At 62.1% G+C, this 26,588-nt stretch carries 26 protein-coding genes; 11 read left to right on the top strand and 15 right to left on the bottom strand.

Features of this window, described 5'->3' with window-relative positions; translation table 11 throughout:
• Window positions 1-3 precede the first annotated feature (3 nt).
• Genes ACSW29_RS19290 through ACSW29_RS19275 form a run of 4 tightly spaced genes read left to right on the top strand, consistent with a single transcriptional unit; the run spans window position 4 to window position 4,607 of the window.
• Window positions 4-351 carry a plastocyanin/azurin family copper-binding protein gene (locus ACSW29_RS19290; protein WP_448278034.1) on the top strand — a complete coding sequence of 116 codons (348 nt, stop codon included), beginning with the start codon at window positions 4-6 and terminating at the stop codon, window positions 349-351.
• The gene (locus ACSW29_RS19285; RefSeq protein WP_448278033.1) at window positions 348-2,162 is read left to right on the top strand and encodes an ABC transporter ATP-binding protein; all 1,815 of its coding nucleotides are present in this window, start codon (window positions 348-350) and stop codon (window positions 2,160-2,162) included. The genes ACSW29_RS19290 and ACSW29_RS19285 overlap by 4 nt, the downstream gene beginning before the upstream one ends.
• A complete protein-coding gene (locus ACSW29_RS19280) occupies window positions 2,159-3,889 on the top strand; it encodes an ABC transporter ATP-binding protein (protein ID WP_448278032.1) in 1,731 nt (576 codons plus the stop codon). The genes ACSW29_RS19285 and ACSW29_RS19280 overlap by 4 nt, the downstream gene beginning before the upstream one ends.
• Before the next feature lie 28 nt (window positions 3,890-3,917).
• Entirely contained in the window at window positions 3,918-4,607 is a 690-nt protein-coding gene (locus tag ACSW29_RS19275; RefSeq protein ID WP_448278031.1) for a SanA/YdcF family protein, read from the top strand.
• Between the two features lie 95 nt (window positions 4,608-4,702).
• Here the strand turns inward: ACSW29_RS19275 and ACSW29_RS19270 are convergent, their stop codons facing one another.
• From ACSW29_RS19270 to ACSW29_RS19235, 8 genes are all read right to left on the bottom strand, one after another.
• On the bottom strand, window positions 4,703-5,539 hold the full coding sequence (locus ACSW29_RS19270; RefSeq protein ID WP_317825929.1) for a methylamine utilization protein: 837 nt from the start codon (window positions 5,537-5,539) through the stop codon (window positions 4,703-4,705).
• Window positions 5,540-5,587: 48 nt separating this feature from the next.
• Complete coding sequence (locus ACSW29_RS19265) at window positions 5,588-5,911, bottom strand: cupredoxin domain-containing protein (protein ID WP_448278030.1); 324 nt, start codon at window positions 5,909-5,911, stop codon at window positions 5,588-5,590.
• On the bottom strand, window positions 5,911-6,258 hold the full coding sequence (locus ACSW29_RS19260; RefSeq protein WP_003940240.1) for a plastocyanin/azurin family copper-binding protein: 348 nt from the start codon (window positions 6,256-6,258) through the stop codon (window positions 5,911-5,913). The genes ACSW29_RS19265 and ACSW29_RS19260 overlap by 1 nt, the downstream gene beginning before the upstream one ends.
• Before the next feature lie 27 nt (window positions 6,259-6,285).
• Window positions 6,286-7,875 (bottom strand): multicopper oxidase family protein, encoded by a 1,590-nt coding sequence (locus tag ACSW29_RS19255; RefSeq protein ID WP_448278029.1) that lies wholly within the window; start codon window positions 7,873-7,875, stop codon window positions 6,286-6,288.
• Window positions 7,872-9,191, bottom strand: coding sequence for a hypothetical protein (locus ACSW29_RS19250; RefSeq protein ID WP_448278028.1), 1,320 nt, complete (start codon window positions 9,189-9,191; stop codon window positions 7,872-7,874). The genes ACSW29_RS19255 and ACSW29_RS19250 overlap by 4 nt, the downstream gene beginning before the upstream one ends.
• Window positions 9,188-9,859, bottom strand: coding sequence for a methylamine dehydrogenase light chain (locus ACSW29_RS19245; RefSeq protein ID WP_029256402.1), 672 nt, complete (start codon window positions 9,857-9,859; stop codon window positions 9,188-9,190). Before ACSW29_RS19245 ends, ACSW29_RS19250 begins: the two co-directional genes overlap by 4 nt.
• A 75-nt stretch (window positions 9,860-9,934) precedes the next feature.
• Window positions 9,935-10,543 (bottom strand): redoxin domain-containing protein, encoded by a 609-nt coding sequence (locus tag ACSW29_RS19240; RefSeq protein ID WP_448278027.1) that lies wholly within the window; start codon window positions 10,541-10,543, stop codon window positions 9,935-9,937.
• A gap of 43 nt (window positions 10,544-10,586) precedes the next feature.
• Window positions 10,587-11,177 carry a MauE/DoxX family redox-associated membrane protein gene (locus tag ACSW29_RS19235; protein WP_448278026.1) on the bottom strand — a complete coding sequence of 197 codons (591 nt, stop codon included), beginning with the start codon at window positions 11,175-11,177 and terminating at the stop codon, window positions 10,587-10,589.
• Between the two features lie 348 nt (window positions 11,178-11,525).
• On the opposite strand from ACSW29_RS19235, the gene ACSW29_RS19230 reads away from it, so the two are divergent.
• Window positions 11,526-13,064: an APC family permease gene (locus ACSW29_RS19230; protein ID WP_230817549.1), complete on the top strand. Its 1,539-nt coding sequence runs from the start codon at window positions 11,526-11,528 to the stop codon at window positions 13,062-13,064.
• Complete coding sequence (locus ACSW29_RS19225) at window positions 13,061-13,846, top strand: IclR family transcriptional regulator (RefSeq protein WP_230817550.1); 786 nt, start codon at window positions 13,061-13,063, stop codon at window positions 13,844-13,846. Before ACSW29_RS19230 ends, ACSW29_RS19225 begins: the two co-directional genes overlap by 4 nt.
• A 2-nt stretch (window positions 13,847-13,848) precedes the next feature.
• On the opposite strand, the gene cobU is transcribed toward ACSW29_RS19225, so the two are convergent.
• Genes cobU through ACSW29_RS19205 form a run of 4 tightly spaced genes read right to left on the bottom strand, consistent with a single transcriptional unit; the run spans window position 13,849 to window position 17,957 of the window.
• Window positions 13,849-15,171 carry a bifunctional adenosylcobinamide kinase/adenosylcobinamide-phosphate guanylyltransferase gene (cobU, locus tag ACSW29_RS19220; RefSeq protein WP_448278025.1) on the bottom strand — a complete coding sequence of 441 codons (1,323 nt, stop codon included), beginning with the start codon at window positions 15,169-15,171 and terminating at the stop codon, window positions 13,849-13,851.
• A complete protein-coding gene (locus ACSW29_RS19215; RefSeq protein ID WP_317825919.1) occupies window positions 15,171-15,959 on the bottom strand; it encodes an ABC transporter ATP-binding protein in 789 nt (262 codons plus the stop codon). The genes cobU and ACSW29_RS19215 overlap by 1 nt, the downstream gene beginning before the upstream one ends.
• Window positions 15,956-16,990, bottom strand: a complete 1,035-nt coding sequence (locus tag ACSW29_RS19210) for a FecCD family ABC transporter permease (RefSeq protein ID WP_448278024.1) — start codon at window positions 16,988-16,990, stop codon at window positions 15,956-15,958. The genes ACSW29_RS19215 and ACSW29_RS19210 overlap by 4 nt, the downstream gene beginning before the upstream one ends.
• A 7-nt stretch (window positions 16,991-16,997) precedes the next feature.
• Window positions 16,998-17,957 (bottom strand): ABC transporter substrate-binding protein, encoded by a 960-nt coding sequence (locus ACSW29_RS19205; protein ID WP_448278023.1) that lies wholly within the window; start codon window positions 17,955-17,957, stop codon window positions 16,998-17,000.
• Between the two features lie 308 nt (window positions 17,958-18,265).
• Between ACSW29_RS19205 and ACSW29_RS19200 the strand changes: the two genes are divergently transcribed.
• The 3 genes from ACSW29_RS19200 to ACSW29_RS19190 are packed head-to-tail and all read left to right on the top strand — an operon-like array spanning window position 18,266 to window position 20,615.
• The gene (locus ACSW29_RS19200; RefSeq protein ID WP_007729675.1) at window positions 18,266-18,682 is read left to right on the top strand and encodes a GntR family transcriptional regulator; all 417 of its coding nucleotides are present in this window, start codon (window positions 18,266-18,268) and stop codon (window positions 18,680-18,682) included.
• Window positions 18,679-19,548 carry an ABC transporter ATP-binding protein gene (locus tag ACSW29_RS19195; RefSeq protein WP_448278022.1) on the top strand — a complete coding sequence of 290 codons (870 nt, stop codon included), beginning with the start codon at window positions 18,679-18,681 and terminating at the stop codon, window positions 19,546-19,548. The genes ACSW29_RS19200 and ACSW29_RS19195 overlap by 4 nt, the downstream gene beginning before the upstream one ends.
• Window positions 19,545-20,615 (top strand): ABC transporter permease, encoded by a 1,071-nt coding sequence (locus ACSW29_RS19190; RefSeq protein ID WP_448278021.1) that lies wholly within the window; start codon window positions 19,545-19,547, stop codon window positions 20,613-20,615. The genes ACSW29_RS19195 and ACSW29_RS19190 overlap by 4 nt, the downstream gene beginning before the upstream one ends.
• Before the next feature lies 1 nt (window position 20,616).
• Here the strand turns inward: ACSW29_RS19190 and ACSW29_RS19185 are convergent, their stop codons facing one another.
• The gene (locus ACSW29_RS19185; RefSeq protein WP_448278020.1) at window positions 20,617-21,243 is read right to left on the bottom strand and encodes a DUF4232 domain-containing protein; all 627 of its coding nucleotides are present in this window, start codon (window positions 21,241-21,243) and stop codon (window positions 20,617-20,619) included.
• A 190-nt stretch (window positions 21,244-21,433) separates the two neighbouring features.
• Between ACSW29_RS19185 and ACSW29_RS19180 the strand changes: the two genes are divergently transcribed.
• Entirely contained in the window at window positions 21,434-22,279 is an 846-nt protein-coding gene (locus ACSW29_RS19180; protein WP_230817560.1) for an alpha/beta hydrolase, read from the top strand.
• Window positions 22,280-22,303: 24 nt separating this feature from the next.
• Window positions 22,304-23,377: a VIT1/CCC1 transporter family protein gene (locus tag ACSW29_RS19175; protein ID WP_448278019.1), complete on the top strand. Its 1,074-nt coding sequence runs from the start codon at window positions 22,304-22,306 to the stop codon at window positions 23,375-23,377.
• 8 nt (window positions 23,378-23,385) lie between these two features.
• On the opposite strand, the gene ACSW29_RS19170 is transcribed toward ACSW29_RS19175, so the two are convergent.
• Window positions 23,386-25,218: an APC family permease gene (locus tag ACSW29_RS19170; RefSeq protein ID WP_448278174.1), complete on the bottom strand. Its 1,833-nt coding sequence runs from the start codon at window positions 25,216-25,218 to the stop codon at window positions 23,386-23,388.
• A 94-nt stretch (window positions 25,219-25,312) separates the two neighbouring features.
• The gene (locus tag ACSW29_RS19165) at window positions 25,313-26,524 is read right to left on the bottom strand and encodes a DUF2254 family protein (protein ID WP_448278018.1); all 1,212 of its coding nucleotides are present in this window, start codon (window positions 26,522-26,524) and stop codon (window positions 25,313-25,315) included.
• Window positions 26,525-26,588 lie beyond the last annotated feature (64 nt).

The raw sequence follows: 26,588 nt of genomic DNA, 5'->3' as shown, positions 1-26,588 counted from the left end.
AGAATGTCAGTTCGCACCGGGTTGACCACATTGATCGCTGTTGCAGCGGTGTTCACGCTGACGTCGTGCGGAGGTGAATCACAGGGTTTCACTGAGCAGGCGCCGGTCGAGATCTCGGTGAAGAACCTTGCGTACTCACCGAACTCCGTCACTGTGCACACAGGACAGACGGTCACGTGGATTTTCGAGGACCAGGGAATGCCGCACGATGTCGTGTTCGCCGAGCTGGGGATCAAGAGCGATCTCCAAGGAAGCGGAACCTACAGCCAGACCTTCGACAAAGCCGGAACGTTCACCTACACGTGCACACCACATCCGAACATGACCGGCACGATCATCGTCGAAGAGTGAGTAACTCGATGACAGTGAAGGAGACTGTGGCCTTCGAAGACTCGCCTGGTCTGGTCGACCGAGACGCTTTGGGCCGCATGATCGCTCCCGTGAGAGATCGCCTGCTCCTGGGTGCAGGTTTGTCGGCGCTGTCGGTGCCGCTACGATTCCTGCCCTACGTTTCGGTGGTCGAGATCGCGCGGGTGCTCCTGACCGACTCGTCGTTGAACCTGGTCTGGCTGTGGGCCGCAATCGGTGCAGCGGGCACAATTCTCGGTTTTGTCGTCTACAACGCAGCGCTGACCGTGTGCCACACCGCCGACGCGCATTTCAAATACTCGATCCGCTCGCGTATCGCTCGGCATCTGTCCCGAGTTCCTCTGGGGTGGTTTGCAAATGGTGGCACCGGTGAAGTGAAGCAGGCGATGACCGACGACGTGAAGCGGATGCATCTTCTCGTCGCTCACCTTCCCGCCGACGTGGTACCCGCGATCCTGTCGCCGATAGTGGCCCTGATCTATCTGGTGGCGATGGACTGGAAGTTCAGCCTGATCTTGGTCGGCTACATCGGAGTGTGTCTCGCTCTTGCCGCGCCGTCGATGCGCAGAGCCTATCGAACGAACGTCGACTCCTGGAATCTTGCAATGTCGACATTGACTTCTGCGACAGTAGAACTGGGCGACGGTATCGAGGTCGTCAAGACGTACGGGAGTGGGAGTCGCGCATTGGCGCGCTACTCGAGCGCTGTCGATTCGATGGTTGCGGTGTGCGTGCGATGGATGTCGGGGATGGGAAGGCCGGTGGTCGCGATGTCGATCCTCCTCTCGCCGGCGGTACTCATCGTGGTCATCACGGCGACGGGAACCGCAATGTTGTCCGGGGTTTGGATTACCCCGGTAGCTCTTGTTGCCTTTCTGGTCGTCGGAATCGGTGTTCCGTCGTCGGTTCTGCACATGGGAACGATGGCCAACCTCTACCGCGAAGGCCAACTGGGAGCGACTCACGTCGAGAGCATCCTCGGCGAACCAGAGCTGGCCGAACCTCAGGATGCAATGCCTGCTCGCAGCACTTTGGTCGAATTCGACAGCGTCGGCTTCGAATACACCACTGGGCAGCGCGTCCTCGAGAACATCTCCTTCGAGATGCAACCGGGCACCGTGACCGCGATCGTTGGCCCCTCCGGCTCCGGAAAGACCACTTTGGCGCGTCTACTTCCGCGGTTCTGGGACGTCACGGACGGTTCTATTCGACTGGGCGGAAGCGATTTACGAGATCAGTCCAGTCGTGAAGTCTTGAAATCGATGGCCATCGTCTTCCAGGATGTTGTGCTCTTGCGGGACAGCGTGCGCGAGAATATTCGGCTCGGTCGACCGGATGCAACGGATCTGGAAGTGGAGACAGCGGCGAGGCGGGCGCAGATTCACGACGTGATCATGCGACTGCCGGACGGGTATGACACCGAGATCGGTGGTGGTTCGGGCGGTGAGCTGTCGGGTGGGGAGAAGCAACGCCTGACGATCGCCCGCGCCATCCTTCAGAACCCGCCGATCGTCATCCTGGACGAGGCGACTTCGCAGGCCGATCCCCACAGTGAATCGGCCGTTCAACGCGCACTGGGCGAGATCAGTGCAGACGGCGGCACCCTGATGGTGATCGCTCATCGACTGCACACCGTTCGATATGCAGATCAGATACTCGTTCTCGACGCCGGGCGGATGGTGGAAAAGGGTACGCACGAACAGTTGTCGGCGCTCGGCGGAACCTACGCGCGGATGTGGGCGCTCCAGAGCCCCCTCGTCGAAGACATATCTGCGCGAAAGGCGCTGCAATGATTCGAGACCTGGACGAAATCCTCGGGCGCGACAATGGGATGCGAGGTCAGATAGCAGGTTTCACGCTCGCCGGGATACTCGAGGGTGTCGTCTTTGCACTGATGATTCCGATCCTGAAAGCGGTGGTTCGTGGCGATTACGACGCCGCAGTTCCGTGGATTGTCACTGCTGCTCTCGTGGCGGTGGCCTGTGGCGCCGTACGGTGGGTCGCCGAGAATCGGGCGTACCGCATCGGAATCGAGGGTTTTGCCGGTGGAATCATGCATCGCCTCGGCGAGCACTTGGTGCAGGTTCCGCTCGGGTGGTTCAGCAAGGCGAACCGTGGAGCGTTCACTCGCCTGGTCACCGAGGGCACGGCTATCCTGATGAGCATCCCGGGAATGATCATCGCGCAACTCGTCACCGTCACGGTGACTCCAGCGACAGTGGCGATCGCTGTCTTGTTTGTGGACTGGCGACTGTCCCTCGCGATGGTCGTCTTCGTTCCACTGGGGATCCGGGCTTACCGCAACGTGCAGCGGGCGGTTGTTCCCGAATACGAGGCTATCGGCAAGAGCGAATCCGAGTTGGCATCACGCGTAGTCGAATACGCACAGGCGCAGCAAGTTCTACGTTCGGCCGGTAAGAGTGGCGAAGGCTGGACTCGGTTGGACGAAGCTCTTGTTTCCAACCGGGACGCACACCTGCGGGAAATCGGATCGGTCGACAAGTATCTGCTGCGCTTCATGATCGTCGTTCAGGTTGCCTTTCTCACCGTACTGGTTCTGGCGGCACTGCTGGTCACCACCGGGTCCATCGACACAGCAAGCGTGATCGTTGTTCTCGTGTTGGCCGTGAGGTTCGTGGAGCCGATGCAAATGCTCGCAGGATTCGGTGAAGGTATCTCACTGGCCCGGGTGTCGCTCGGATCTGTCCGAGAGATGATCGATGTACCGGTGCTGGCGGAGCCTGAGGTGCCGAAAGAGCCAACGTCGTATGATATTCGGTTCGATTCGGTCTCCTTCGGCTACGGCCCGGATCGCGTGATTCGTAACGTGAGACTCGAATTCCCGGACTGCTCGGTCACTGCTCTGGTCGGTCCTTCCGGTTCCGGAAAGACAACGCTGGTTCGGCTGATCTCCAGATTCTGGGATGTAGACGAAGGTGCGGTATCCATCGGGGGAGCCGATGTTCGCGACATCGGAACGAGGGCATTGATGTCTCGGATATCGACTGTCTCACAGCAGGTTTACCTGTTCGACGGAACCATCCTGGAGAACGTTCGGTTGGCGAGACCGGATGCCACCGAGTCGGAGGTCCGTCAAGCAGTGGTGGATTCCAGGCTAGGCGAAGTGATCGACCGTTTGCCGAGCGGTGAGGGGACCAGGGTAGGTGAAGGTGGATCACTGCTGTCCGGCGGTGAACGTCAGCGGGTCTCGATTGCGCGGGCATTCCTCAAGGACACTCCGATAGTTCTTCTCGATGAAGCGACTTCTGCCCTCGACGGAGAGAACGAAGTCGCCATCACCGAGGCGATTCACCGATTGGCCCGTGGTCGAACGGTGGTGATCATCGCTCATCGCCTGTCGACTATTCAGGGAGCAGATCGCATCGTCTACCTCGAAGCCGGAGGGGTGGAGGAGGTCGGTTCCCACGAAGACCTGATCGCACGAGGTGGAAAGTATTCGGATCTGTGGGCCGAGCGCAGTGGCGCGGAGGGATGGAGGATCGACCGAGCACACGAGTAGTGAGCGAACCGTGTGGTTTGATCGAGGAATGGACGAAGCCGCTGCAGATCCAGTGAAACCGACGCGAAAGCGCCGGTGGCCTCGTTGGGTTGCAGGCATCGCGGTGCTCGGAGCAGTTGTCTACGCGGGCTCGATCGTGTGGATTTCCGTGGCGTCGGCCGGCCATACGTCGGACGCAGCCGATGCCCCCGAGGCTCCGGTCGTGATCGTGCTGGGTGCGCAGATCAAGGACGGCAAGCCGATGGCTTTCCTGAAAGGGCGGCTGGACGCAGCCGTCGAGCTGGTCGAAGCAGGAAAGGCTAAAGCGGTCTTGGTCTCCGGCGACGCGAACGGCGGCTCGGGTGACGAGATCGCGGCGATGACGAACTACCTGGTGGAGCAGGGAATAGACGAGCGTCGCATCGTCGGGGATCCGTACGGCCTCGACACCTACGACACCTGCTTCCGGGCCATACATACGTATGGGGTGACCAAAGCGTTGATCGTCACTCAGGGGTATCACGTGCCCCGCGCTGTGGCATTGTGCCGGGACGTCGGCATCGACGCAGACGGTGTGAACAGCGATTGCGGGTGCGCAACTCCGACGCTGATCAAGAACGCCGCGCGGGAGTGGGTTCTGGCCAAGCCCAAGGCAGCGCTGGACATGCTGTGGAGTCGGGACGCGAAGGTGACATCGCCCTCGGAGGATTCGGTCCAGACGGCGCTCTCGGTGTCCTGACGCGCTGAGAGTGTGCACAGTTTGTGTCGAGCGAACACACGCTCCGGGGAGTTGGAGCGTGTGTTCACTTGAGATAGAGGGTGCTGGCTCGACAGTCAGATCAGTGCTGCGGCGGCAAATGCTCCCAGTGCGATCAATGCCGCGCCGGTGACGCTCTGCACTCGACGGTCCACGACGCACATGACCGAGAGGAATCCCGGCATCGAGCCACCACGCTTGGTGTGCACGATTGCCGCGAGGCTGGGCATGCAGCGGCCAAGCGAAACCACCGTGAACAGCGCCGCCCCGAGAGCCGGTGAACCCGAGGCGATGACTCCGAGTGCCAGCAGGTAGTACGCACTCGAGCGGATGAAGATCAGGAATCCAGGACCGATGATCGCGCCGAAGATCAACGAGACCTTCCAAGGCGCCATTGTGCGGCGCAAATGGCGCGGAAGCTGTTGACGCCGCATCGGAGTCGGCATCCTCACTGCACCCAACTCGTGCAACCCATACGCAACCGCGACGACTGCCCAGACACCCAGCGCCCAGCCGATCGGGACGTAGCCGGACATCGCCGCACCGAGAGCGCCGATCAATGCCCCGGTGGCGGCTCCTGTCGTGACCGAACCCAGTGCGTGCCAGCCGAGTCGGCGGACGGGAGTCGAGGATCCCTTCCGGTCCGCTTGCTTCGGTGCGGCAACAACTCCGGCAACGGACATTCCGCAGGTCGACCAGTTCGCGGCCAGCGACGTAACCAGTCCCGCCCCGATAACGGCTGTCGTCAAAGCTGTTGTCGCAGATGGCGTGGCCACGAGTGCGAGGCCGGCACCCGCAGCAGCGCCCGCCGCGACAAGGCTGACACGGGTAGCGGTGCCGACCGAGCCTTGAAGGGTCGGCCGGATGTCAGGGACATCGGTCTGCAGTGGACCGTGTGAGAGAACGGTAGTCATCAGATCCTCCAAAATATTTGTGGTTCAATGAAAGTAGTGAGCCAGTGTTCACAGCACTGTGATGACCCCGATCATGTACGGGTGTACGGAGCACGAATATTCGTAAACGCCGGCGCTCTCGAACGTGTGCCGGAATGTTCCGTCTCCGGTGATACCACTGTCGAACAGCCCGGGCGACTCGACGTGATGCAGGAGTCCACCGTCGTCGAAGCGCCACTCGACGGTGCCGCCGTGTTCCACGGTGACGTCCATCGGGCTGAACTGAACATTGCTGATCTCGACGACCACGTCGGGGACGGGATCTTGTGTGCCGCAGGCCAACACGCACGTTGTTGTGACGGCGAGGCCGAAGCCGACGATCCACCTCCTCACTATTGAACGATCACGGTGCCCACCATCATCGGATGGGGCGTGCAGTGGTAGGTGAAGGTTCCGGCGTCGTCGAACGTGTACGAGAAGGTTCCCTCAGTGAGCAACTCGCTCTTCAGCTTCCCGTCGAGATCACCGTTGCCGACCACGTCGTGGGGGAGTCCGCTGTCGTCGAACTTCCATTCGACGGTCTGTCCCTTCTCGATGGTGACCGATGCCGGTGTGTACGCCATGTTCTTCACCTCGATCACGACTGCAGGTTCGTCCGACGACGCACCGGCATCACTACTGCAGGCGGTGAGGCTCAGGGCAGCGCACGCGGCCAGGAAAGCGGGAACGAGTTTCTTCATGAGGTGTTCTCTCCATTCTTCGACTTGTCAGCGGACGTAACGCAGATTTGCCGTCATGCCGGCCTCGAAGTGGTAGGCGTTGTGGCAGTGGAACATCCACTCGCCGGGATTGTCGGCGTCGAACTCGATGGCAAGCTCGGTGCCGGGTAGGACGTTGACGGTGTCGCGGCGAAGTCCGCCGTAATCCGGTACCGCAAACGTGTGGCCGTGGGTGTGCATGGGGTGCCACATCGTGGACGTGTTCTTCATCGTGATCCGGACCCGTTCGCCCTGTTTCATGACGAGCTTGCCCGCATCGGCTCCCGCCATTCCCCAGACGTACCGATCGCCGGCCTGGATCAATTCGATGTGGTAGTCGCGATCAGGCGACTTCGTCTCGAGCCGTGCGGATTCCGTGGGCCGGAGTTCGCTCTCGGTTACCAGTCGGCCGGCCAGTTCCGAGAGGTTTCCGCCCACATCCGGGTTCGCCAGGGCCAACGCGTCGGTGCTGCGTAGGACGGTCGACGCATAACCATCTCGGCCCTCGACCTTCGCCACCACCGGCCATGTTCCCGACTTAAGTGTCACCAGTACGTCGTAGCGTTGGGCCATTCCGACGATGATGGTGTCGGCAGGAGTTGGTTCCACGTCGTAGCCATCGGTAGCGACAATTGTCATCTCGTGACCGGCCACAGCGAACCGGTACGGAGTCTCGGCCGCTGCGTTGATGATTCGTAGTCGAAGGGTCGAACCGGGCGCAGCGCTGATGACAGCAGGATCATTGGGTGGCCGCCCGTTGATCAAGTGCAGTGGATACGCGATGTGTTGAGTCATTCCGCCGAGTGGTTCGGAAGAACCGTGTCCGCCGCTCACCAACTGCTTTGCGGTGGACATGTCGGCTTCCGAGTGTTCCGCCGGAGTTGTTGCTCCACCGCCGTGTCCGCCGTGCCCGCCCGCAATTGCCGGGTTCAGGGCCATCAGGACGGAATCCGGGGTGGTGCCCAATCCGTCGAGCCAGTCGTCGAGCACCAGAACGGCATCGACGTCGGCCCCCGTGGTGTCGTTCGGATCCTCGACGATCATGGCGCCGAAGAGTCCCCGATCGGCTTGTAATCCGCTGTGCGAGTGGTACCAGTACGTTCCCGGATCCGGTGCGATGAAGTTGTACTCGAAACTCGAACCGGCGCCGATGGGAGCCTGCGTGGTGGGTGCCGCGCCGTCCATGTCGTTGCGGATTCGAATTCCGTGCCAGTGCAGTGTTGTTTCGGCGTCGAGACCGTTCTGGACGCTGACGTTCACCCGGTCACCGGACTTCAGGCGAAGTTCCGGAGCCACCGCAGCGCCTCCGTACGTCCAGGTGTCCACGAGGCGTCCGGCAAGATCTACCGTCGAGAATCCGGCGGCAAGGGCAAACGCAGCGGTGGTCCCGTTCCAGGCTCGCGCCGATTCTGTGGCAGCAACTTCGGGGTCGGTGGGCAGGATGTAGTCGAGGTCGGTCGTGGGCGTCGGAGATGCTGCAGTGGAACTGCATCCGGCAATCGTCCCCATTGCGCCGAGCCCGAGTGCCCCGGCGCCGAGTGCTCCCAAACTGAGGAAGCGGCGCCGGCCCATCACCACACCGGATCCGGGACGACTCATCGGAGTACTTCTGGTGTGATCAACCCGCTGACATCCCCGACGTTGCCCGAGACATCGACGGAACTGACCTGCTCGCCGGTGCTCGCGTTGTAACCCACGATCTTCTGCGGAGCGGAGCCTTCGACCTCTGGTCCCGAACCGAGCACGTAGAACGTGGTGCCGTCGACGGAAAAGGTCATGCTCTTGATGTCTGTCAGGCCGAGGTCGGCAAGCGTCAAGCTCTTCACCGGGGCGAAGGCCGTTGCGTCGGACAAGTCGATCTTGACCAGTGAGCCTCCTCGAGCAGAGTCCGGATGAATAGCCGTGTCCGTGTACGCGATTGCGAGCCGGGTTGCGTCGGCGTTGATGACGTTCTCCGAGAATCGACCGGAGTCCTGCCCGGCGTTTCCGATCGGCTTGACACCTTCCTGAGGCAGTCCGTTGGAGAAGTCGAAGACGTACACATCGCCGTTCTCACTGACCAGCAAGGCTTTTTGCGCCTCCGATGCCCACGTGACCTTGCGGGTGGAGACAAAATCTTCGGGTAGGACCTTGCTTCGGGCGGTTTCCTTCGGAACACCGTCGTCACCGATCGTGACGTGCAGCAGTTCCCGGGTGTCCTCGCAGACGCTGTACAGCTCGTGATCGACCATCCACGTGAACGGACCGCAGCCGACTATCTGGAGTGCGCCGGTTGCTTCCTTCTTGTCGAGGTCGACCACTCTGATGCCGTACAAACCGTCATCCCAAGTGACAAAGAACTTGCCGTCGGAGGTCACCGCATTGGAGCCGGGACGGGAATGTACGCGTGCGACGTCCGGAAGCATGACCTCGGCTGGCTCCAGCAGGTTGCCGGAGTAGGTGCTGACCGTGAAATCTGCTGCGCCACGGGAACCTCGGGGGCGCCACACCTCCGCGGCGAGCACCGCAGGATCTTCGGCGGAATCCCCGACGAATCCGTGAATGACCGGATCCCAGATGCCCGGGCCGACGGTGATCCGGCTCTCGGCCACACCGGTTTTCGGATCGATGACGTTGACGCTGAGCTCGAGCTGGCCGAATCCACCTTCGACGCCCAGCAAGCGGTCAGCTGCGATCGGGGTGATCGAACCGACGTGCAACGGCTCGGGAATGGTATCGCCGATTTCCTGGTCGTCGTGACCGAGGGAGATCCCCTCGCCCGGAGCAGTGAACGGAACTGTCGGATAGGTGACATCACCTGCGCTGGACGGTTCGTCGTTGTCGGACGAACTGCAACCGGCCAGCGCGAGTACGACGGTGAGTGGGATGACGGCAACGGCGGGTCGCGCCAGTTTTCGGGTTCGCGGACTGCTCATGATCCGGCACCGACCTTGGGGCGCTCGGCCGGTCGAGTCTGGCAGTCCTCACCGATGATGGGCGCCATCGTGCAGGTGTATGCCTGAGACTCGTCGGAGACACACCAGATGATTTCCTGGTCGTAGCTTCCGGAGACCGGGTTGTACATCACGGCCTGCATGTCCGGTTCGCCGCAGAATGCGTTGGAACACGAAGGCGCACCGCAGCAGTCGTAGTAGGCGATCAGATAGGTCTTGCCGGTATCAGGGTTGGTGCAGCATCCGACCCAGAACTCTGCGCCGGGCTTGCTGCCGGGGGCGCAGGTGGTGACACCGCCGCCGTTGCATGCGGCACAAGACGTTCCGTCCATGTTGCACCAGCGCCAGTACTCGCACTCGGCCGGATCTTTACCGTCGTAGACAGGGACAAGAGGTTCGGGGCCAGGTGCCGGCGCAGGAACCTCGGGTTCTTGGGCGAAGGCACTACGCGTCACAGGAAGTGTGCTGATCAGTGCCACCCCTGACACACCCATGGTCCACTTGCCGATCCGACTGATCATGGACCGCCGCGAAACTCGTTCGGAGAGTTTGCGGCCGGTTCGACTGGTGAGCGAACCGCCCTGGCCCGCCATCCATTCGGCCTGAGCCTGAACTGTCGCCTCGTCGACGGGATATCGGTTCTCCGTCATGTTGTGCTGCGGGAATTCATTGTCGTCCAACGATTTTCTCCTCATTCGTGAAGAGGATCGAACTGTGCAGGATGATCAGGCCGCGCTGCCGGATTTCGCCTGGGCATCAAGGTGCTGGAGTGAGGGGGTGCCGGATTCGAGCGCATTGAGCAGGCTCTCCACCTGAGCCATGTGATTGCACAGGCCCTTTCCTCGGATCTTGCCGTGCTCGTCGAGAATCACGCCGTACGGAGTGGTGCCCACCTGGTACGCGATACCGACGTCTCGAGCGTCGATGTAGCTGAGTTCGGAACCGATCCCGCTACCGGCCAGGAACTCGCGGTGCTCTTCGGGTGTGCCGTCGGAGATGATCACCACATCGAGGTCGGATTCAGCTCGGGCCATTGCCCTTACGCCGGGAAGAAGGCTCTTGCACGTCGAGCAACTCGGTGCTGTGAACAGCAGGAGTTGAGGTTTGTCGCGGTGACCACCGACTCCGACGGTCCGTCCTTCCTGATCGATGAGACCGGCAAACGACGGGCCGACCTGTTCGACCTTGGGGCCGGTATCCATCATGCGGGCACCGAGAGGTCCGAGACGTACTTGTACGCGGCCGATTTCACGAGCCAGAGCAAGAACCATCAAGAAGAGTACGGCTACGGCGATCACCAGGATCACGGTCGCGGCGAGTAGGAAAGTGGTCATCGTAGTAGTCCTGCCTTCGAGTTTTCGGGGCTATGGGTGTGGTTCACGAGCCGTACCGGGATGCGGTCTCGGCGGTGCGGAGTCGGATGGACGCGCTCGACAGGTAGTCGTCGACGGGGCGTCTTCCGAGGTGGACCACCGAACGAATCTGCGCGAGCGCGACTCCCGCCAGGACGAGGAGGAATGCGAAAGATGCTGCCGGAACCTGGACGCCGATCTCGGCGTGGTTGGGGGCGACCGACACGGCCACGGATATCGCCGCAAGTGTTCCGGCGCGAACGGCGTGGAACCATCCGATATGCGGAATCTTGTCTGCCCCGAATGAAAAACAACCGCAGTCCAGATCGCGTCGGCCGCGCGTGAGATTGATCGTGAGGCCCGTGAAGAACGACGCGAACATGAAGGCAGCAACCAAGGCGGCGAGGCGATGGGCCACGCCGAGAACCAGCAGGACACCCACGACGGACTCGGCGATGGGAAGGGCGCGAGCGATCGGAACTTCGAGTGGCGTCGGCAGCACTTTGTAGCCGCGTACGGAACTGAGTACCCCGTTGTGGTCGTTCAGCTTGGGAATGCCGGCGAGCAGGAGAACAAATCCGATGATCGCCGAAGTGGTGGCGCTGACCAAGTCCATGCTTCCTCCGTTCCTCTCGGGTAGTTCCGGTGGTGTGTGGGACACATCCTGTACGGGCAGTGCTGCGAACCCGCGTCGACCGCGCTACGCCTGGACGAGGTGCAACTGAGAGAGCAGTTCTCGTGTGAGAATCGGAAAACTCGCAGGTAAAGGTGCTGCCGGAGGGACCGGATATCGTCGGCCGCCCTTGATCCGGCATGACGCTGGGTGGGAAACAGAGTCGGATTCTCACTTGAAAGTTCTGTGCGCGCCATCGTGGAAACTGCGCGGAAACATAAGCGGACTAACTTGACCGAATTCTGACAATTCGCTCGTAGGTTCGGGCCCCGACGCGACGGACGGTGAGACATGGCCGTGAGCGCGGCACTGCGTGCAGCGATCACGCGATCGCAGAATGCGGATCAACACAGTGAGCCCGTGTTCTCCCCGCTCCGTGGTCTCGGACGAGGACGTCTGACCCCGATCGACCTGTTGGGGCAATCACTCTCCACGATCGCGCCGGCAACGGGAATGGTATTCATCGCCCTGTGGATGATCACCTACAGTCCCGGCTACGTCGGGTTGGCTGCGATTGCAGCAACGACTTCGGCGGTGTTTCTCGTTGCGTTCTGCATCACTCAGTTCACGCGGAGACTGGCCGCAGCAGGATCGTTGTACAGTTTCGTCTTCCAAGGCTCCGGTATCCGGGCGACACTGACGGCGGGCGCCGCACTGGTACTCGGGTATCTCGGAATCTCGGTTTCGGTTTTCTCGCAGGCAGTTCCGAGTCTGCTCGATACCATCGCCATTGTCGGACCCGACGTGCGAGGGACTGCCGCGACGGTGATCACGACGGTGGCGATTGCCCTGGCCGTCGCGTGGATTGCAGTACGAGGCGTCCGGTTCGCCACCCGAGCGATCCTGGTCGTCGAAGCGTGCTCGCTGATCCTGATCGTCGTGGTCATGCTGGCGACGCACAGTGACACGACAACTGCTGTTGCCCTGCCGAATCCGTCGCTGAGTGCAGTTCCGTTTCTCGCGATGCTGACGGTACTCAGCATGGCGGGCTTCGAAAGTTCGGCCTTCTTCGGCCCGGAAGCGAAGCGACCACTCATCAGCGTCACACGCACGGTTCTCATTTCGCCGATCATCTGCGGGGTCCTCTTCGTTTTCGCGGCGTGGGCGGCGATGACCGGCCACGGCGCAACGATCGTCGGAGCGTACTTCGAGGGAACGGCATCCGGGGCCAGCGCGGAGGTGGTTCTGGCAGTCAAGATCGGAATGACGTGTTCCTGGTTCGCATCCACTCTCGGTTGTGCGCAGGCGGGTTCGCGGCTGCTGTACTCGATGGGGATCGAACGGGTACTGCCTGCGCCGCTCGCTCGCGTGCACAGACGGTTCCGCACCCCGTACGTTGCGGTACTTGCGTTCGTCGCGGTAAGTGCGGCGGGAGTATTCATCTATTCGGATACGGTTCGCGACGATTCGGGATCCTTCGACGGCGTGGTGGAGACCGCGTTGGTCTGCGCTTACACGCTGGTGGCCTTTGCTTCATGGAAGTTCTTGCGCCGAATCGGGGAACATACTTCGCTGACCCGGATATGCACCGTGTCCGTGAGCGTCGCCGGTGCCGGTCTATTGGTCTACATCGTTCTCGACGGTGCGTTTCACGGGATGTGGGCGCTGCCGATCGCGGCTCTTGCTGTTGCTGTGTCGGGGACAGTGTGGAGTTCATTGCTTCGAAGAGCCAGACCGGAAAGCCTTCTGATGGTCGGCGCTTTCGACAGCGTCGAGACGGCGGACCTGTTGCCCGGTGCGGGCACTCTGCTGATCGACGGTGACGGGCGAAGGCGACTCGTTCCGGATCGTGGGACCGCCGAGGGTGACTCGCCGGAGCATGGGCGGTGACCGCGGACCGTGCAACCGCTGGTCCACGATCAGACAAACGGATCGGCGAAGAGACCCACTTCAGTGGACAACAACCGCGTGCGGTTCAGAAGGCGCTGGGGATGCTCGAGGCGGTGGCTCATCTGGGACCGGGAACAACCGCGAAGGAGATCGCCACTTTTGCAGGCGTTCCATCGGCCACGGCGTACCGGATGCTGAATCTGCTGGTGGCGGAGGGCTTTCTCGTGCGGGTGCCAGACCTGTCAGGGTTCGCGTTGGGGCGTCGGACTGCCGAGCTCTCGCATGCGGCGTCGTCGAGTGGTCCGGCGCCGACGCTGCACGAGCGCGTCGAGGACATGCGGACACACACGAGGTTCGGATTGCACGTCGCGTCATTCGCCGGTGGGCGCTTGAGGTTCGTCGACAAGGATCCGGACCACGAGATCATCGGAATAGCGGCACTGGCCAAGAACCTTCACGCGAATGCGCTGGGGAAGGTTCTGTTGGCGCACGACGAGCAGTTGCTTTCGGGTTTGGAACTTCGTCGGGTCACGGAGTTCACCCTCGGTGATTTCGATGCGCTGTATGAGCAGTTGAGGTCTGTTCGCCTGCAGGGTTTTGCATTCGAGAACCAGGAATGCCGCCTGGGCCGATCCGCGGTGGCGGTACCGGTTCGAGATCACGCAGACCAGGTGGCCGGCGGGTTGTGTGTTCAGGGAGCTAGTGGGCGAGTGACGGATGAGGATCGAGAGTTGGTCGGTTTCCTACTCGATTGTGCGCGTCAGCTCACCGGATTGCTCTGACGTCACACGCGCAGGCTCAGGGGGAGCCCGGCGGTCATCAGGACCACGGACTCCGATTCACTGGCGATGCGGCTGTTCACCAGACCGAGTAGATCGCGGAACAGCCTCCCGGACTTCGTGTCCGGGACGACGCCGCTTCCGACTTCGTTGGTGACGGCGACAATCGGTACCGGACAGGCGGCCCAGGCGTCGACCAAGTGGTCGATGTCCACGTGGACGCCGCTGAGATCTTCTGTGGTCCACGCCTGATGTCGGTCCAGACGCGCAGTCAACCAGGTACCCAGACAGTCGAGCAGGATCGGTGTTGTTGCGGCCGCCAGAATCTCGGCGACCTCGGAGGTCTCCACCGTCGTCCACGTCGACGGCCGCCGCGCGCGATGCGACGCAATTCGTTCGATCCAATCGGGATCGTCGTCCTGCGGATCCCCGGTGGCGATGTACGTGACGTGCCGGTAGCCGGAAAGCAGGTCCTCCGCGTAAGTGGACTTGCCCGAACGGGCGCCACCGGTGACGAGGGTTCGATGGCTTTGTCCTACCCCGATCTCGAGCACACTTCCATCCGGAACCGCTCGCGCCCCGGACCCGCGAAGTGCTTCCGAGAGTTCGTTTTCGACTGGGTTGTGGTGCCCGAGGTGTACGGCGACCACATCGGTTCTGTCGGTGATCGCGTCGCAGTTGCGTAGCTGTGACACGGTTCTCGCGAAACTCGGCAGATCGTGGTGCCCGGTGCCGTGGTCAGTTTTGTAGCCGAAGGTCTCTTCGAGAAAGACGGCGTCGAAACGGGCCTCGGCAAGTGCGTCGACAGTGGATTCGGGCAGAGGCCCGGTGTCGGTGGCCCAGAAGATTCGGGTTCCGGATGCGTCGGTGATGTCGTAGAGAAGGGTGGGTACTTCGTGCGCGGCTTCGAGCGTACGAACACGGTAGGTGCCCAACATGATCGACTGACCGGGCTCGAGCGACGTGAAGGTCACCGGATCCTCCGGGCCTACCCAGTCTCGGCAGAGATCGAGCGCGTCCGGTGGCCCGAGAACCTGTAGTGGTTCGGTGCGAGAGGCCCAGGACCGGAACAGCAATGCCATCGGGCCCAGATGATCGGGATGAGAATGCGTCAGCAGGATGTGTTCGACGTGTGCCAGCGTGCGTCCGTAGCGCGTTGCCGCACGCGGTACTTCGGGTCCACAGTCCAACAGGATTCTGTTGTCCACCAGGGCGGCAGTGTGCCCGCGAATGGTTCCACTCGACAAGGCCGCCACACACGAAGGGCAAGTACAGAAGGGGTTCGGCCAACCGTCGGCAGCACCGGTGCCGAGCATCACCAGTTCCATCAGCGGGTGCCTTCCTGCCGAATCGGAACAACTATGGGACCACTGGGCCGGTCCAGGATTTCGACCCGAGCGCCGTACACACGGCCGAGGAGGTCTGCTTGCAGCACCGCTGAGGGTGTGCCGTCGGCAACCACGCTGCCCTTGTCCAGCAGCACGATTCGTCGCCCGTATTGCCCTGCGAGAGTGAGGTCGTGCATCGCGGCGATGACTGTGATGTTGTCGGTTTCTCGCAGTTCCTCCACCAAGTCGAGAACCTGCTGCTGGTGGCCGATGTCGAGGGCACTGGTGGGTTCGTCCAGGAGCAGCACCTGCGGTTCTTGAGCCAGTGCCCGAGCCAGGACCACGCGTTGCAATTCGCCACCGGAAAGCTCGGTGGCTCGTCGATCTGCGAACTCGGTGAGGTCGAGCCTTTCGATGACCGAGGAAATCACCGAACGATCTGTGGCGGTTTCGGTTCCGAAGCGTCGTAGATACGGAGTTCGGCCGAGCGCCACCAATTGGGCAACCGTCGCGCCCTCGGGTACTACTGGGCGTTGCGGCATCAGCGCGACTACGGCTGACATGGCCTTGCGGCTGGATTTGCGAGGACTGAGTCCCCCGACCGAGAGCTCACCGGTAGACGGAACCAATCCAGCGAGGGCGTGCATCAAGGTCGTCTTACCCGCGCCATTCGGCCCGACCACGGCCACCCAATCGCCCGGTGTCACATCGAGATCGATGCCGTCGACGACGTCCTTGCCTCCGAGGTTGATTCGGAGGCCTCGGCACCGGACTGCGCTGTCGGTCATGCCGAAACCCGACTGCGGCGCAGAACCAGAAGGAAGAACGGAGCACCGATCATCGCGGTCACAACCCCGATGGGGAGTTCGGCCGGCGCCATGACCGTGCGGGCGGCGACGTCGGTGAGGACGAGAAACGCCGCACCCAGCATGATTGACAGGGGGAGCAGTAGTCGATGCGACGGTCCGACGACTAGTCGAACCGCATGGGGAACAACGATTCCGACAAAGCCGATGAGCCCACTTGCACTCACTACTGCGGCTGTTCCCAGTGTTGCGGCGAGCACCAGAACCAGGCGTGATCTGGCCGGATCGACGCCGAGGCTGGCGGCTTCGACGTCACCGACCGCCATCACGTCGAGCACGCGTCGGTGTACGAGGATGACGAAAGATGCCAGTACGACGTACGGCAGGACGACCAGAACTTCCGACCAACCGTCGGTGGACAATCCGCCGAGCAGCCAGGAATAGACCTCGCGGAGTGAATCGTCGAACCGCTGCTGAACAAAAGTCTGCGCTGCATTCGTGAACGCCGCGACAGCGACACCGGCGAGGATGATGACTACCGCGTTCTGCGGCCCGCCAATGCTTCGGCCGAGCGAATATGTTGCGAACACGGCCAGCACGCCACCGACGAAGGCGGCCATGGGAATTCCGAACATGCCCAGCGCGCCACCCGAAACGATGGCGAGGGTTGCGCCCAGTCCGGCTCCGCTCGAAACGCCGAGAAGATACGGATCCGCCAAGGGATTTCGGAACACGCCCTGGTAGGCGGCGCCGGCCACGGCCAACATTGCTCCGACCAACGCGCCCAGGATTACTCGCGGGAGCCGGATCTGCCAGAGAATTGCCTGCTGTGTCGCGGTGAGACCGGAATCGATGTTGATGCCGGGTATTCCGTCCAGAAGTTCGAGAATGGTCCGATCAGGCGTCAAACCGGCCGGCCCCACCAGAACACCGATCAACAAGGCAGCGCACAGAATCAGCGCGGCGCCGAGCAGAACGGCGGTCCGATGTTGGGAGATACCGGCTTTGATCATCGAGTGCTCAGGCCGCGGGAACTTGGGCAACGATGGCCGCGACGGCCTTCACCTGATCGGCGACACGGGGTCCCCACCGGCTGGAGAGGTCTTCGTCGAGCACATGGATCTGGTTGCCGGTAACCGCTTTCATGCCCCTCCACCCAGGTCGGGCGGCGACGGATTCTGCAGTCACTCCGCAGCATTGGGAGTCTGCGAGAAAGATGAGATCGGGACTGGCCTCTACCACGAATTCGGCGGACAGCTGCGGGTAGTCACCCTGCCCCGCGGCGTCGGCGATACTCTTCATTCCGAACAGCGAGTAGATCTGCCCGACGAAGCTGGAACTCGTGACGGTGTAGAGCGAGGAGTCGAGTTCGTGGAAGTACGTCAGCGGCTGTTGGCGCGCAGGAACACTGGCGACAGCGGCGTCGATGTCCGAGCGCATGGTGTCGACTACCTCGGTGCCCTTGTCTTCGTGGCCGGTGGCCTTCGCGACGCGCTCGATCTGGGCATAGACGTCGTCGATGCTGGTCGCTGCCGGTAACAGGAGCGTCGGCACCTGCGCCTTTTGCAGTCCGGAGACAAGATCGTTCATGTCATCCGATGCGATCACCAGATCCGGTGCGTAACCGAGGATGGCTTCGACGTTGGGTTGAAAGCCCGAGAGATCGGTGACCGGGATGCCGGCTGGGTAGTCGGACTGATTGTCGACGGCCTTCACCTGATCGCCCGCGCCGACGGCCCACAGGGTCTCGGTGGCGCTGGGACTGAGTGACACGATCGACTGCGGACGCGACTCGATGGTGATGTCCGTGCCGGAATCCGTAGGACCGGAAACAACAGTCACCGGAAACGAACCGTCCGAGGCGGCTGTTGTTGTCGGTGCGTCGGATGTCGAACTACTGCAGGCACCGGCAAGCAGTGCGGTACTCACCGTCAGCGCTGCAAGTACGGATTTGAATATACGTGTCGGCCGAGTACTCACAGCCACCCCTCCGCTAGTGGACGAGGGCCGCGAGCAGCGCGGCCGCGAAGGGAAGCGCCACGAGCGGTCCTTCGTCCGAGAACCATCGTGTCGCCACGAGGCCGGTGACCTGACTCGTTCGCCTCGAGTAGTGACGGGCGAATTCACAGTTGCGTCGACAGTGCCGGGGTTTCACCGAACTTCACACGAGCAGCGTGGCACCCCGGTGAACCGGGGCATCTGCACTTTACAGGGGTCGTCGGGCTTGACCCGGGAGGTCAAGACAGGGTAAATATCTATTCCACTAATGAACTAGTGAAAGGGTTCGGATGATCGACTTCCGTATCGACCGCCGATCCGGCATTCCCACTTACGTGCAATTGGTTCTTCAGGTGAAGCAGGCGCTCAGGCTCGGTGATCTTCAAGTCGGGGATCGGCTGCCCACTGCCAAGGACGTCGTGGGAGCGCTCGCGATCAACCCGAACACAGTCCTGAAGGCCTACAAGGAACTCGAGCGCGACGGACTTGTTGCTCCGCGGCCTGGATTGGGCACGTTCGTCGTCAAGTCCCTGGCCAAGCCCGGTATGGCGGAAAGCTCTGCGCTACGGCGCGAGTTGGCCCGCTGGGTGGCAGATGCCGTGGCCGCTGGACTCGAGCGCACGGACATCGAAGCACTGGTGAGTTTGGAACTCGAGAAGACGTTCATCGAATCGGATCCGTCCGGAAAGCAGGGGGAGACATCATGACTGAGCAAGAATCGGCGCTCACGATGCAGGACGTGGACAAGCGCTTCGGCAAGAAGAAGGTGCTCGACGCCTGCACGTTCGAGGTCGCAACAGGAAGCATCACTGCCCTGGTCGGGGTGAACGGCGCTGGTAAGTCCACGCTGATGTCCCTGGCGGTCGGGTTGACGATGCCCGACCACGGTTCGATCTCGGTCCTCGGCAGCACGCCGGATCAGGATGGCATCTGCCCAGGCCTGTCGTACCTCGCTCAACACAAGCCGCTGTACCCCAAATTCACTGTTGCAGAACTGCTTCGATTCGGTGCATACACCAACGACGAGTGGGATGCGAAGTACGCTCTGGATCTGGTGGAGTGCGCTGGGATTGCTCTCGATGCAAAGGCGAAGACGCTGTCACCAGGTCAACGAACCAGGGTTGCACTGGCTTTGGCGCTCGGACGCAGACCGCAGTTGCTTCTACTCGACGAGCCCTTGGCGGATCTTGATCCCGTGGCGCGGCGGTCCGTCGCGACCACACTGCTCGAAGACGTTGCCGAGTACGGCACGACGGTTCTGTTGTCGTCACACATCGTTTCCGAATTGGCAGACGTCTCGGATCGACTTCTTCTGCTGGGCGGCGGAAACGCGAGATTGTCCGGTCCGTTGGATGAATTGATTGCTGCCCATTACGTATTGATCGGGGACGGCGATCCTTCGGACGTGGTCGGCGCCGGTGCGGTCATTCATACCGACAAGGGGATGCGGTCGAATTCTCATGTGGTGGAGGGAATCCGTCCGAGCCCTCGGGCCGGCTGGGTAATCGACGACGCAACTCTCGACGACGTGGTGCTCGGGCACCTGAGCGCGGAAACGATGGTGGCGGCATGATCTGGGTTACGTGGCGGCATCACCGCACATCGCTCATTGTGTCATTGGGATTCATCGCAGTACTCGCAGTCATTGTCTTGTCGAGTGGTGCGATCATCAAGAGCGGCGGACAAGCCCAACTCTTCGGATCGCCTCTCAGTTGCTTCGATGACATCACCGCGATCTGCACGGCAGAGACTGCTCTCACTCTGACGACAGTGGTTGCGACGACTCTGCCGGTGTTCCTCGGGGTGTTGATCGGTGTCACCGTGTTTTCGCGGGATGTCGAACAAGGAACACATGTATTGGGGCTTACTCAATCGGTCAGTCGGACTCGTTGGTTCTGGACCCGGGTGTTGATTGTCTTCCTGCCGATTTCTGTGGCTTCGGCATTGCTCGGTTTTGCATTGCAATGGGCTCGATCTCTCCCGGACAACTCCCGGTATGCATTTGTTGCTGGGCGTTCGACTTTCGTCGAGATGTCGAACCTGTCGTATCCGCTCTTTCAATCCAGTGGACTGGCCTTGGGTGCGTACACATTCATGGCGCTCATGCTCGGAGCGGCACTGGCTTTGCTGGTGCGTAGTTCGATCGGCGCAATGGCGATCACCATGGTCGGTGTTGTTGCGATCCTGGCAGCATTTCAGTTGGTTGCACGACCCGATTACGCCGAGCCGAGTGTCCGAACATCACCCATTGCCGGATCCAGTTCCTACTATTCGAGCGATGACAGAGTCGTCGCGGTCAATTGGGAACTCGCGCAGGGATATGTCGACCTCCGAGGTAACTGGGTCGACATCAGATACGACGAGTGCACGTGGGGTGGATCCGGCGGCGAAAACCCGAACGATCAGCGCCCGGAGGAGACTGGTGCCGAATACAGCCTCCGCATGGATGTGCTGTCAGCGCAGCAGAACAGAGAGATGGAGATCTGTTTGCGGGAACACGGCGTCGATCACTTTGAAGTTCGCTACCACTCAGCTGATCGGTTCTGGCGCTTTCAATTCACGGAAGCTGCACTCGTCCTGATCCTTTCGGGCTTGTTCCTCCTGCCGGCGCTCTGGGGTCTGCGGCGCCTCAAGCCGTGACTCAGCGGGCGACCGGTGCGACCGTCAGCTGGTTGATGTTTGCGCCGGTCATCGAGCAACCCTTGGTGGGGTAGGCGAGGAAGACCGAGTCGTAGCTGTTGGGCGGGTAAACCTTCAGTCCCGCAACGTCGGTCACGCCGCACTGATCTGCCGGGTAGTTCTCGACGTTCGTGGCTCGCACCAAAGACGTTGCGGCAGCGCCAGGGGCAAGGGAGACGAGTGATCCGGATCCGGAGCGGCCGGCTGCAGCACCCACTTCGCTTCCGGACGCTCCCGTGACATACGAGACGCCGGGGAAACCGTCGAGCGTGCACGTGCGGCCGCCCGTGTTGGTGAAGACCACCGGAAGCTCCGCAGAACCGGCGGCGCCGCTCGGCTGGCCAAGGGTGACGTTCAGTTCCCCGACCGTGCAGCCCTCAGGGTTGGGTGCTGAGGAGGTGGTGGTTTGGGTGTGATCGGTATGGGTCGTCGAAGGTGCGGTGGGACCGGCAGAGGCGGTCGTCGTTGAGGCGGGTGCCGGTGAACTCTCGGCCGTTCCCGTTTCATCCGAGCCGCAACCGCTGAGAAGGGTGAGAGCAGCAAGTGGAGCCGCCAACAAGCCGACGTTGCGCATGCGGTTCGAATTCATCGCTCTGTACTCCTCAGGCTGGTCGACAACTGTTTCCGAACATCCGTGTCCGGTATATCCGAATCCGAGGCCGGATGTGCAGAAACGAATCAGGCTCGCCGGTGATCAGGACCTACTTCCCGGATGGATTGCCGCTGCGGATCTAGCATGGGAAATGACCTGTCCGGATCGCGACCACCGAGAGTAGCGCATGTTCACCTTCACCAGCGACGACGGAGTGGCCATTCATGTCCACGAATGGCCCACCGAGCAGGAACCTCGAGGGGTTGTTCAACTCGCGCACGGTATGGGTGAGCACGCAAGACGCTACGCACACGTTGCCGAAGCCCTGAATGCTCGCGGTTTCCACGTCTACGCGGCGGACCACCGCGGCCACGGTGAGAGCATGCACGCCGGCCCCGGCAACATCGGCGACGACGGCTGGAACCGCTTGGTGGCAGACATGGTGACCCTCACGGGCATCATCCGCGACAAACACCCTGGCCTGCCCGTCGTACTGCTCAGCCACAGTCTCGGTTCGTTCGCTTCGCAGCAGTACATCCTCGATCATTCGCACCTGATCGACGCCGTCGCGCTGTCGGGGACTACCGCGGTCGATCAACTCATCGAGAGCCTCGTCAACGACGGCCCGGACGTCCTCGCCCAGTTCAATGCCGAATTCGAACCGGCGCGTACTCCGCACGACTGGCTCAGCCGTGATGAAGCGCAGGTGGACCTGTACATCAACGATCCGCTGTGTGGTTTCAGCCTGGACGACGCAGGCATGGGCGGACTTATCGCCGCGGGGCCGAGGTTCGTCGACGTCGAGGGCGTGCGACAAGACCTTCCGATCCTGGTCTTCGTTGGCACCTCGGATCCTCTCAACGCAGCGCTGAGTCGTACCGACGTCGCAGTCGAACGGTACAACTCGGCCGGTATCGAAGACGTCACCTACTACACCTATCCGGGCGCCAGACACGAGATCTTCAACGAGACCAACCGCGACGATGTCATCAACGATCTGACGACGTGGATGGACCGCGTACTCGAAGCGTGACCGCCTCACCGGAAGGGGAACACGATGTCCACAGTTCCGGCCGCACGACCCGATCCAGACCCGCGAGATGTCAAGCGCTGGAGACGATACCTCGCCGACGAACAAGCCGAGGCTGCCGTCTACCGCGACCTCGCGGGTAGGCGCAGCGGCGAGGAGCGCGAAATCCTTCTCGCCCTCGCCGACGCGGAGGGCCGACACGAGGCGCACTGGCGAGCGCTTCTCGGCGATCACGTCGGCAAACCACTGCGCGGTGACATCCGTACCCGATTACTGGGCCTTCTGGCCAGGCGCTTCGGCTCCGTGTTCGTGCTCGCTCTTGCCCAGCGCGCGGAGACACGATCCCCTTATCCGAACGACGCCGACGCGACCGCATCGATGGGCGCGGACGAGAAGATCCACGAAGAAGTGGTGCGGGCCTTGGCTACCCGGGGCCGCAACAGGCTTTCGGGGACGTTTCGTGCCGCCGTCTTCGGAGCCAACGACGGCCTGGTCAGCAACCTCGCACTCGTGCTCGGCATCAGTGGTAGCGGCGTCTCCAACCAGATCGTGCTGATCACCGGCATGGCCGGGCTTCTGGCCGGCGCCCTGTCGATGGGAGCCGGCGAGTACGTTTCAGTCCGCTCTCAGCGAGAGTTGTTGGAAGCGTCCAATCCCGGTCCCGCCGCCAGCGAAGCTGTCGGGCTGCTCGACGTCGACGCCAACGAATTGGCCCTGGTCTACCGGGCCCGCGGCATGTCCGCCGAGGAAGCGGACCAACGCGCCGCCGAGGTCCTCGCGAACAACGCCTTCGGCGCCGCGGACGTTGTCGACGACCATGAAGCCGTCGGAACCGGGTTGGGTGCAGCGGCGGCAAGTTTCTGCTTCTTCGCCTCGGGCGCAATCATTCCGGTGTTGCCGTATCTGTTCGGCCTGGAAGGCATGACGGCCCTGATCGTCGCATCTGTTCTCGTGGGGATCGCGTTGCTGACGACGGGCGTCGTAGTCGGCCTGCTCTCGGGCGGACCTCCGTTCAAACGGGCGCTACGCCAACTCGCGATCGGCTACGGCGCTGCCGGCGCGACGTATTTGCTCGGCATGTTGTTCGGGACTTCGCTCTGAGCGTCTGCTCACGCACGCAGGGCGGGATCGCGGTGAGCCGGATCGATCCGAACCGGAATTTGGCACACCACGGCCTCGGTGTGTTTGCGCAGTGCATGAGCGATCTCATCGGTTCGTTGGCTCGGGAGGAATCGGTGCCATCTGGTCGCCGGGTCGATGGTGGCGACTACGACGAAGGTTTCTCGGTGGGGGAAGTGCGTACGGATGTATCGAGCGAGGGTGTTCCCCACGGAATTCTCGGTATCCTCGATGACGATCAAACGCGAATTCGGGTGTCGGGCTTGCCATCGGCGGGTGAAGTCCGTCGTCGATTCGTGGGCCAGGCAGACTCGAATTGCGATGGGTTGTGACGACATCGCTGTTGCCGCGGCCATCGCGCGGGTGGAGAGTGACGTAATTTCCGACACGGGTACTAGCACCGCTGGTTTGTATCCGATGGACAGAGAATCGCTCTCGCTCTGAACGGTCAGTCGTGCACCGATATGCGTGTAAGCGCCACGGATGCGTTCCATGCCGAGGACGAGGGCAGGCAGCGCGAGAGCGATCAGCCAGGCGCCCTCGGTGAACTTCATGGCGGTAGTCACCACTGCTGCGATCGAAGTCAACGCAGCGCCGAAACCGTTGAGCGCTAGGCGCCACTTCCAGCCCGGCGTCTGTTCGGCGAGCCAGTGGCGCACCATGCCGAACTGCGCGAGCGTGAATCCGATGAACACACCGATGGCGAACAGCGGCACCAAGGTGTTCATGCTTCCGCCCGATCCGATGAGCAGGAGAGCACCGACGCCGCCGAGCGACAAGACGCCGTACGTGAAGACGTCGCGCGTCGACTTCCGGCTGAAGCGGTGAGGGAGCACGTTGTCGTCGGCGAGGATGCGCATCAGGTTGGGAAGTCCGCCGTACGAGGTGTTCGCGGCCAACGCCAGCAGGATCACAGTGGAGAATTGGACGACGTAGTAGCCCACACCATTTCCAAGGGCAGCGGAAGTGAGTTGCGACAGGACCGTTGTTCCAGGGATCGGGGCCAGTGAGAACTTCTCGATCAGCACGGCAAGGCCGATCAGCATGGCGCCCAACAGGATTCCCAGAGCGACTTCGGCGCGCTGAGCGCTACGCACGCGAGGCTTCTTGAAGCTGGGTACCGCGTTGGCGATGGCTTCGACACCGGTCAATGCGGCGCAACCACTCGAAAATGCCTTGAGCAGAAGGAGAATGCCGATCGTGTGCGCGTTATCGGCGACGAAGGGAGCCGAGGCGGCGGCAGGGTTCTCCCGAAGTAGTCCGGCACCGATCACCGTGAAGATGCTGATGACAAAGATCACGGTGGGCAGCATGAATACTCGCGCTGAATCTGCGATGCCGCGCAGATTCAGCGCCGTAATGCCGCCGAGTATCGCCAGTGCGATCCAGACCGTGTAGGGGAGAAGTGTGGGGAAGGCTGAGGTCAGAGCCGCGACGCCGGCTGCGATCGATACCGCGACGTTGAGGGTGTAGTCGACGATCAACGAGGCGGCAGCGGTCAGGCTCGCACGGGGGCTCAGATGCTTCTTCGCGACGGCGTATGCGCCACCGCCTTCGGGAAATGCGGCGATCACCTGGCGGTACGACGCCACCAGGACCACAAGCAGCACGGCGATGGCGATCGTCACCGGCACGGTGAAGCCGATTCCCGCGCCGCCGGCGAGGGCCAACACCAACACGATGGCCTCTGGGCCGTACGACACCGAAGCCATCGCGTCGAGCGACAGGCCCGCCAGTCCGGTTGCGACGGAGAGCTTTTGCTTCTCAGGTTCGCCGCCGGTGCGGGTGGTCGACGATATGACTCCACGGTGTCCGAGTATCACTGCATGTCTCACTGAGTCAGTATCGATACTTTCCGTTCAGCTGAGACCGATCTTGACGATGCCTTGACGCGATCACCAACAAATCTGTACGGGTTCACAACGGCGGTTCGAGTCGCGGGAAGCCTTGTGACAGCTGATCAATCCAGCGGGCGCGTGTGGCGAGAATATCGCGGTTCCGATGCGCCGATTGGGCGGCGACGTGCGAAAGTAGCTCGCGAAGTCGGTCCAGAACGAGCGGCGAGTTCGATGCAGAGGCTATGACGTCGTCCAGTCCGGTTCGCACGAGGGTCGCGAAGTCGGGCAGCGGAATCACCACGCGCAGTTCACCACGCTGGTCGAGGGCCCGGATCGAATCTGCGCGTACGGCGGCCACCCGCGAGAGGAGGTCCTCGATCTCGTCCAGAGCCTGGACGGCCGTCGCAGGATCGTTGATCGCGGGTGAGAGCGCTCTGAGTGCGATGTCAGCCAACAAGCGAATCGCGAGTATGGGGTCCTGGGTGAAGGTTCGCTCACTCCCACTGACCAAGGCGCCGTGGATCGCGTCGGCGGGAATGGTTTCGCCGTAGACATCGGCGAGCGGCAATCCGTCTCGCAGCGTGGTACCCGGAGACACTCGGAGGACCACCACGGATCGGCAAGTCCGAGCGCTCTGCAGCAGATCTTCGACGAGGATCTGCTGCAGAACGGCCGGCGGTCGATGCCACTCGATGGTCGTGATCACCGGAAGTGTTGGTAGAGGAGGCAACTCCCGATCGGTGTCGGGGTACACGGATTCGAAGACTGCTCGTCCACGGCACGAGATGGAGGCCAGTACCGGAGCCAACTGGATGGCCGAGAAGGCACGCAACTGGAGCAGCCGGATCAGCGTCAACGTGGCCAAGAGTGCCAGCACTGCGAGACCGGGCACGACCACGGACACATCCGTGTCGCCGCTGATGGCGAGCGCTGCCGTGATGTCGAAAACCGACTGGCCTATCGCGAAGGCAAACGTCCGCCACACGAGGGGGTCGTCGCGGAACAACAACAAGCGAGGGGTGAAGGTGGTCGCGGCCCATTGGACGACGAGGAACAGCAGCGAGAAGATCACTGCGACTACACCCAATAACCCCAGTCCGAGGGCAACGAGCATTTCGCTGACCTGACGGGCGGGGATCGTCGGGCCACTCCGGATATACGGCATCAACAGTCCGGTAGCCAGTCCTACGACGACGCACAGGATCTGGGTCAGGCCGGCACGCACACGGCGCCGGGGGATGAGGAAGGCATGCCCTATCGGGGTGGGAGCGAAACGTCCGGGCTGATCCACACTTCAAGCCTCCACGCTGCGGCATTGGTGCGCCTTCACCCGAAACGGATGATGTCGACGTCGT

This window comes from Rhodococcus sp. GB-02, from assembly GCF_053470465.1.
This window is presented reverse-complemented; position numbering and strand designations above follow the sequence as displayed.

Bases quoted from the DNA above. Each gene is read 5' to 3' on its own strand.
- ACSW29_RS19190 (WP_448278021.1), top strand. From the start codon at position 19,545: ATGATCTGGGTTACGTGGCGGCATCACCGCACATCGCTCATTGTGTCA.
- ACSW29_RS19245 (WP_029256402.1), bottom strand. From the start codon at position 9,859: ATGACGGAGAACCGATATCCCGTCGACGAGGCGACAGTTCAGGCTCAG.
- ACSW29_RS19290 (WP_448278034.1), top strand. From the start codon at position 4: ATGTCAGTTCGCACCGGGTTGACCACATTGATCGCTGTTGCAGCGGTG.
- ACSW29_RS19215 (WP_317825919.1), bottom strand. From the start codon at position 15,959: ATGACCGACAGCGCAGTCCGGTGCCGAGGCCTCCGAATCAACCTCGGA.
- ACSW29_RS19280 (WP_448278032.1), top strand. From the start codon at position 2,159: ATGATTCGAGACCTGGACGAAATCCTCGGGCGCGACAATGGGATGCGA.
- ACSW29_RS19180 (WP_230817560.1), top strand. From the start codon at position 21,434: ATGTTCACCTTCACCAGCGACGACGGAGTGGCCATTCATGTCCACGAA.
- ACSW29_RS19175 (WP_448278019.1), top strand. From the start codon at position 22,304: ATGTCCACAGTTCCGGCCGCACGACCCGATCCAGACCCGCGAGATGTC.
- ACSW29_RS19270 (WP_317825929.1), bottom strand. From the start codon at position 5,539: ATGACTACCGTTCTCTCACACGGTCCACTGCAGACCGATGTCCCTGAC.
- ACSW29_RS19230 (WP_230817549.1), top strand. From the start codon at position 11,526: ATGGCCGTGAGCGCGGCACTGCGTGCAGCGATCACGCGATCGCAGAAT.
- ACSW29_RS19240 (WP_448278027.1), bottom strand. From the start codon at position 10,543: ATGACCACTTTCCTACTCGCCGCGACCGTGATCCTGGTGATCGCCGTA.
- cobU (WP_448278025.1), bottom strand. From the start codon at position 15,171: ATGGAACTGGTGATGCTCGGCACCGGTGCTGCCGACGGTTGGCCGAAC.
- ACSW29_RS19260 (WP_003940240.1), bottom strand. From the start codon at position 6,258: ATGAAGAAACTCGTTCCCGCTTTCCTGGCCGCGTGCGCTGCCCTGAGC.
- ACSW29_RS19255 (WP_448278029.1), bottom strand. From the start codon at position 7,875: ATGAGTCGTCCCGGATCCGGTGTGGTGATGGGCCGGCGCCGCTTCCTC.
- ACSW29_RS19200 (WP_007729675.1), top strand. From the start codon at position 18,266: ATGATCGACTTCCGTATCGACCGCCGATCCGGCATTCCCACTTACGTG.
- ACSW29_RS19195 (WP_448278022.1), top strand. From the start codon at position 18,679: ATGACTGAGCAAGAATCGGCGCTCACGATGCAGGACGTGGACAAGCGC.
- ACSW29_RS19250 (WP_448278028.1), bottom strand. From the start codon at position 9,191: ATGAGCAGTCCGCGAACCCGAAAACTGGCGCGACCCGCCGTTGCCGTC.
- ACSW29_RS19235 (WP_448278026.1), bottom strand. From the start codon at position 11,177: ATGGACTTGGTCAGCGCCACCACTTCGGCGATCATCGGATTTGTTCTC.
- ACSW29_RS19275 (WP_448278031.1), top strand. From the start codon at position 3,918: ATGGACGAAGCCGCTGCAGATCCAGTGAAACCGACGCGAAAGCGCCGG.
- ACSW29_RS19185 (WP_448278020.1), bottom strand. From the start codon at position 21,243: ATGAATTCGAACCGCATGCGCAACGTCGGCTTGTTGGCGGCTCCACTT.
- ACSW29_RS19210 (WP_448278024.1), bottom strand. From the start codon at position 16,990: ATGATCAAAGCCGGTATCTCCCAACATCGGACCGCCGTTCTGCTCGGC.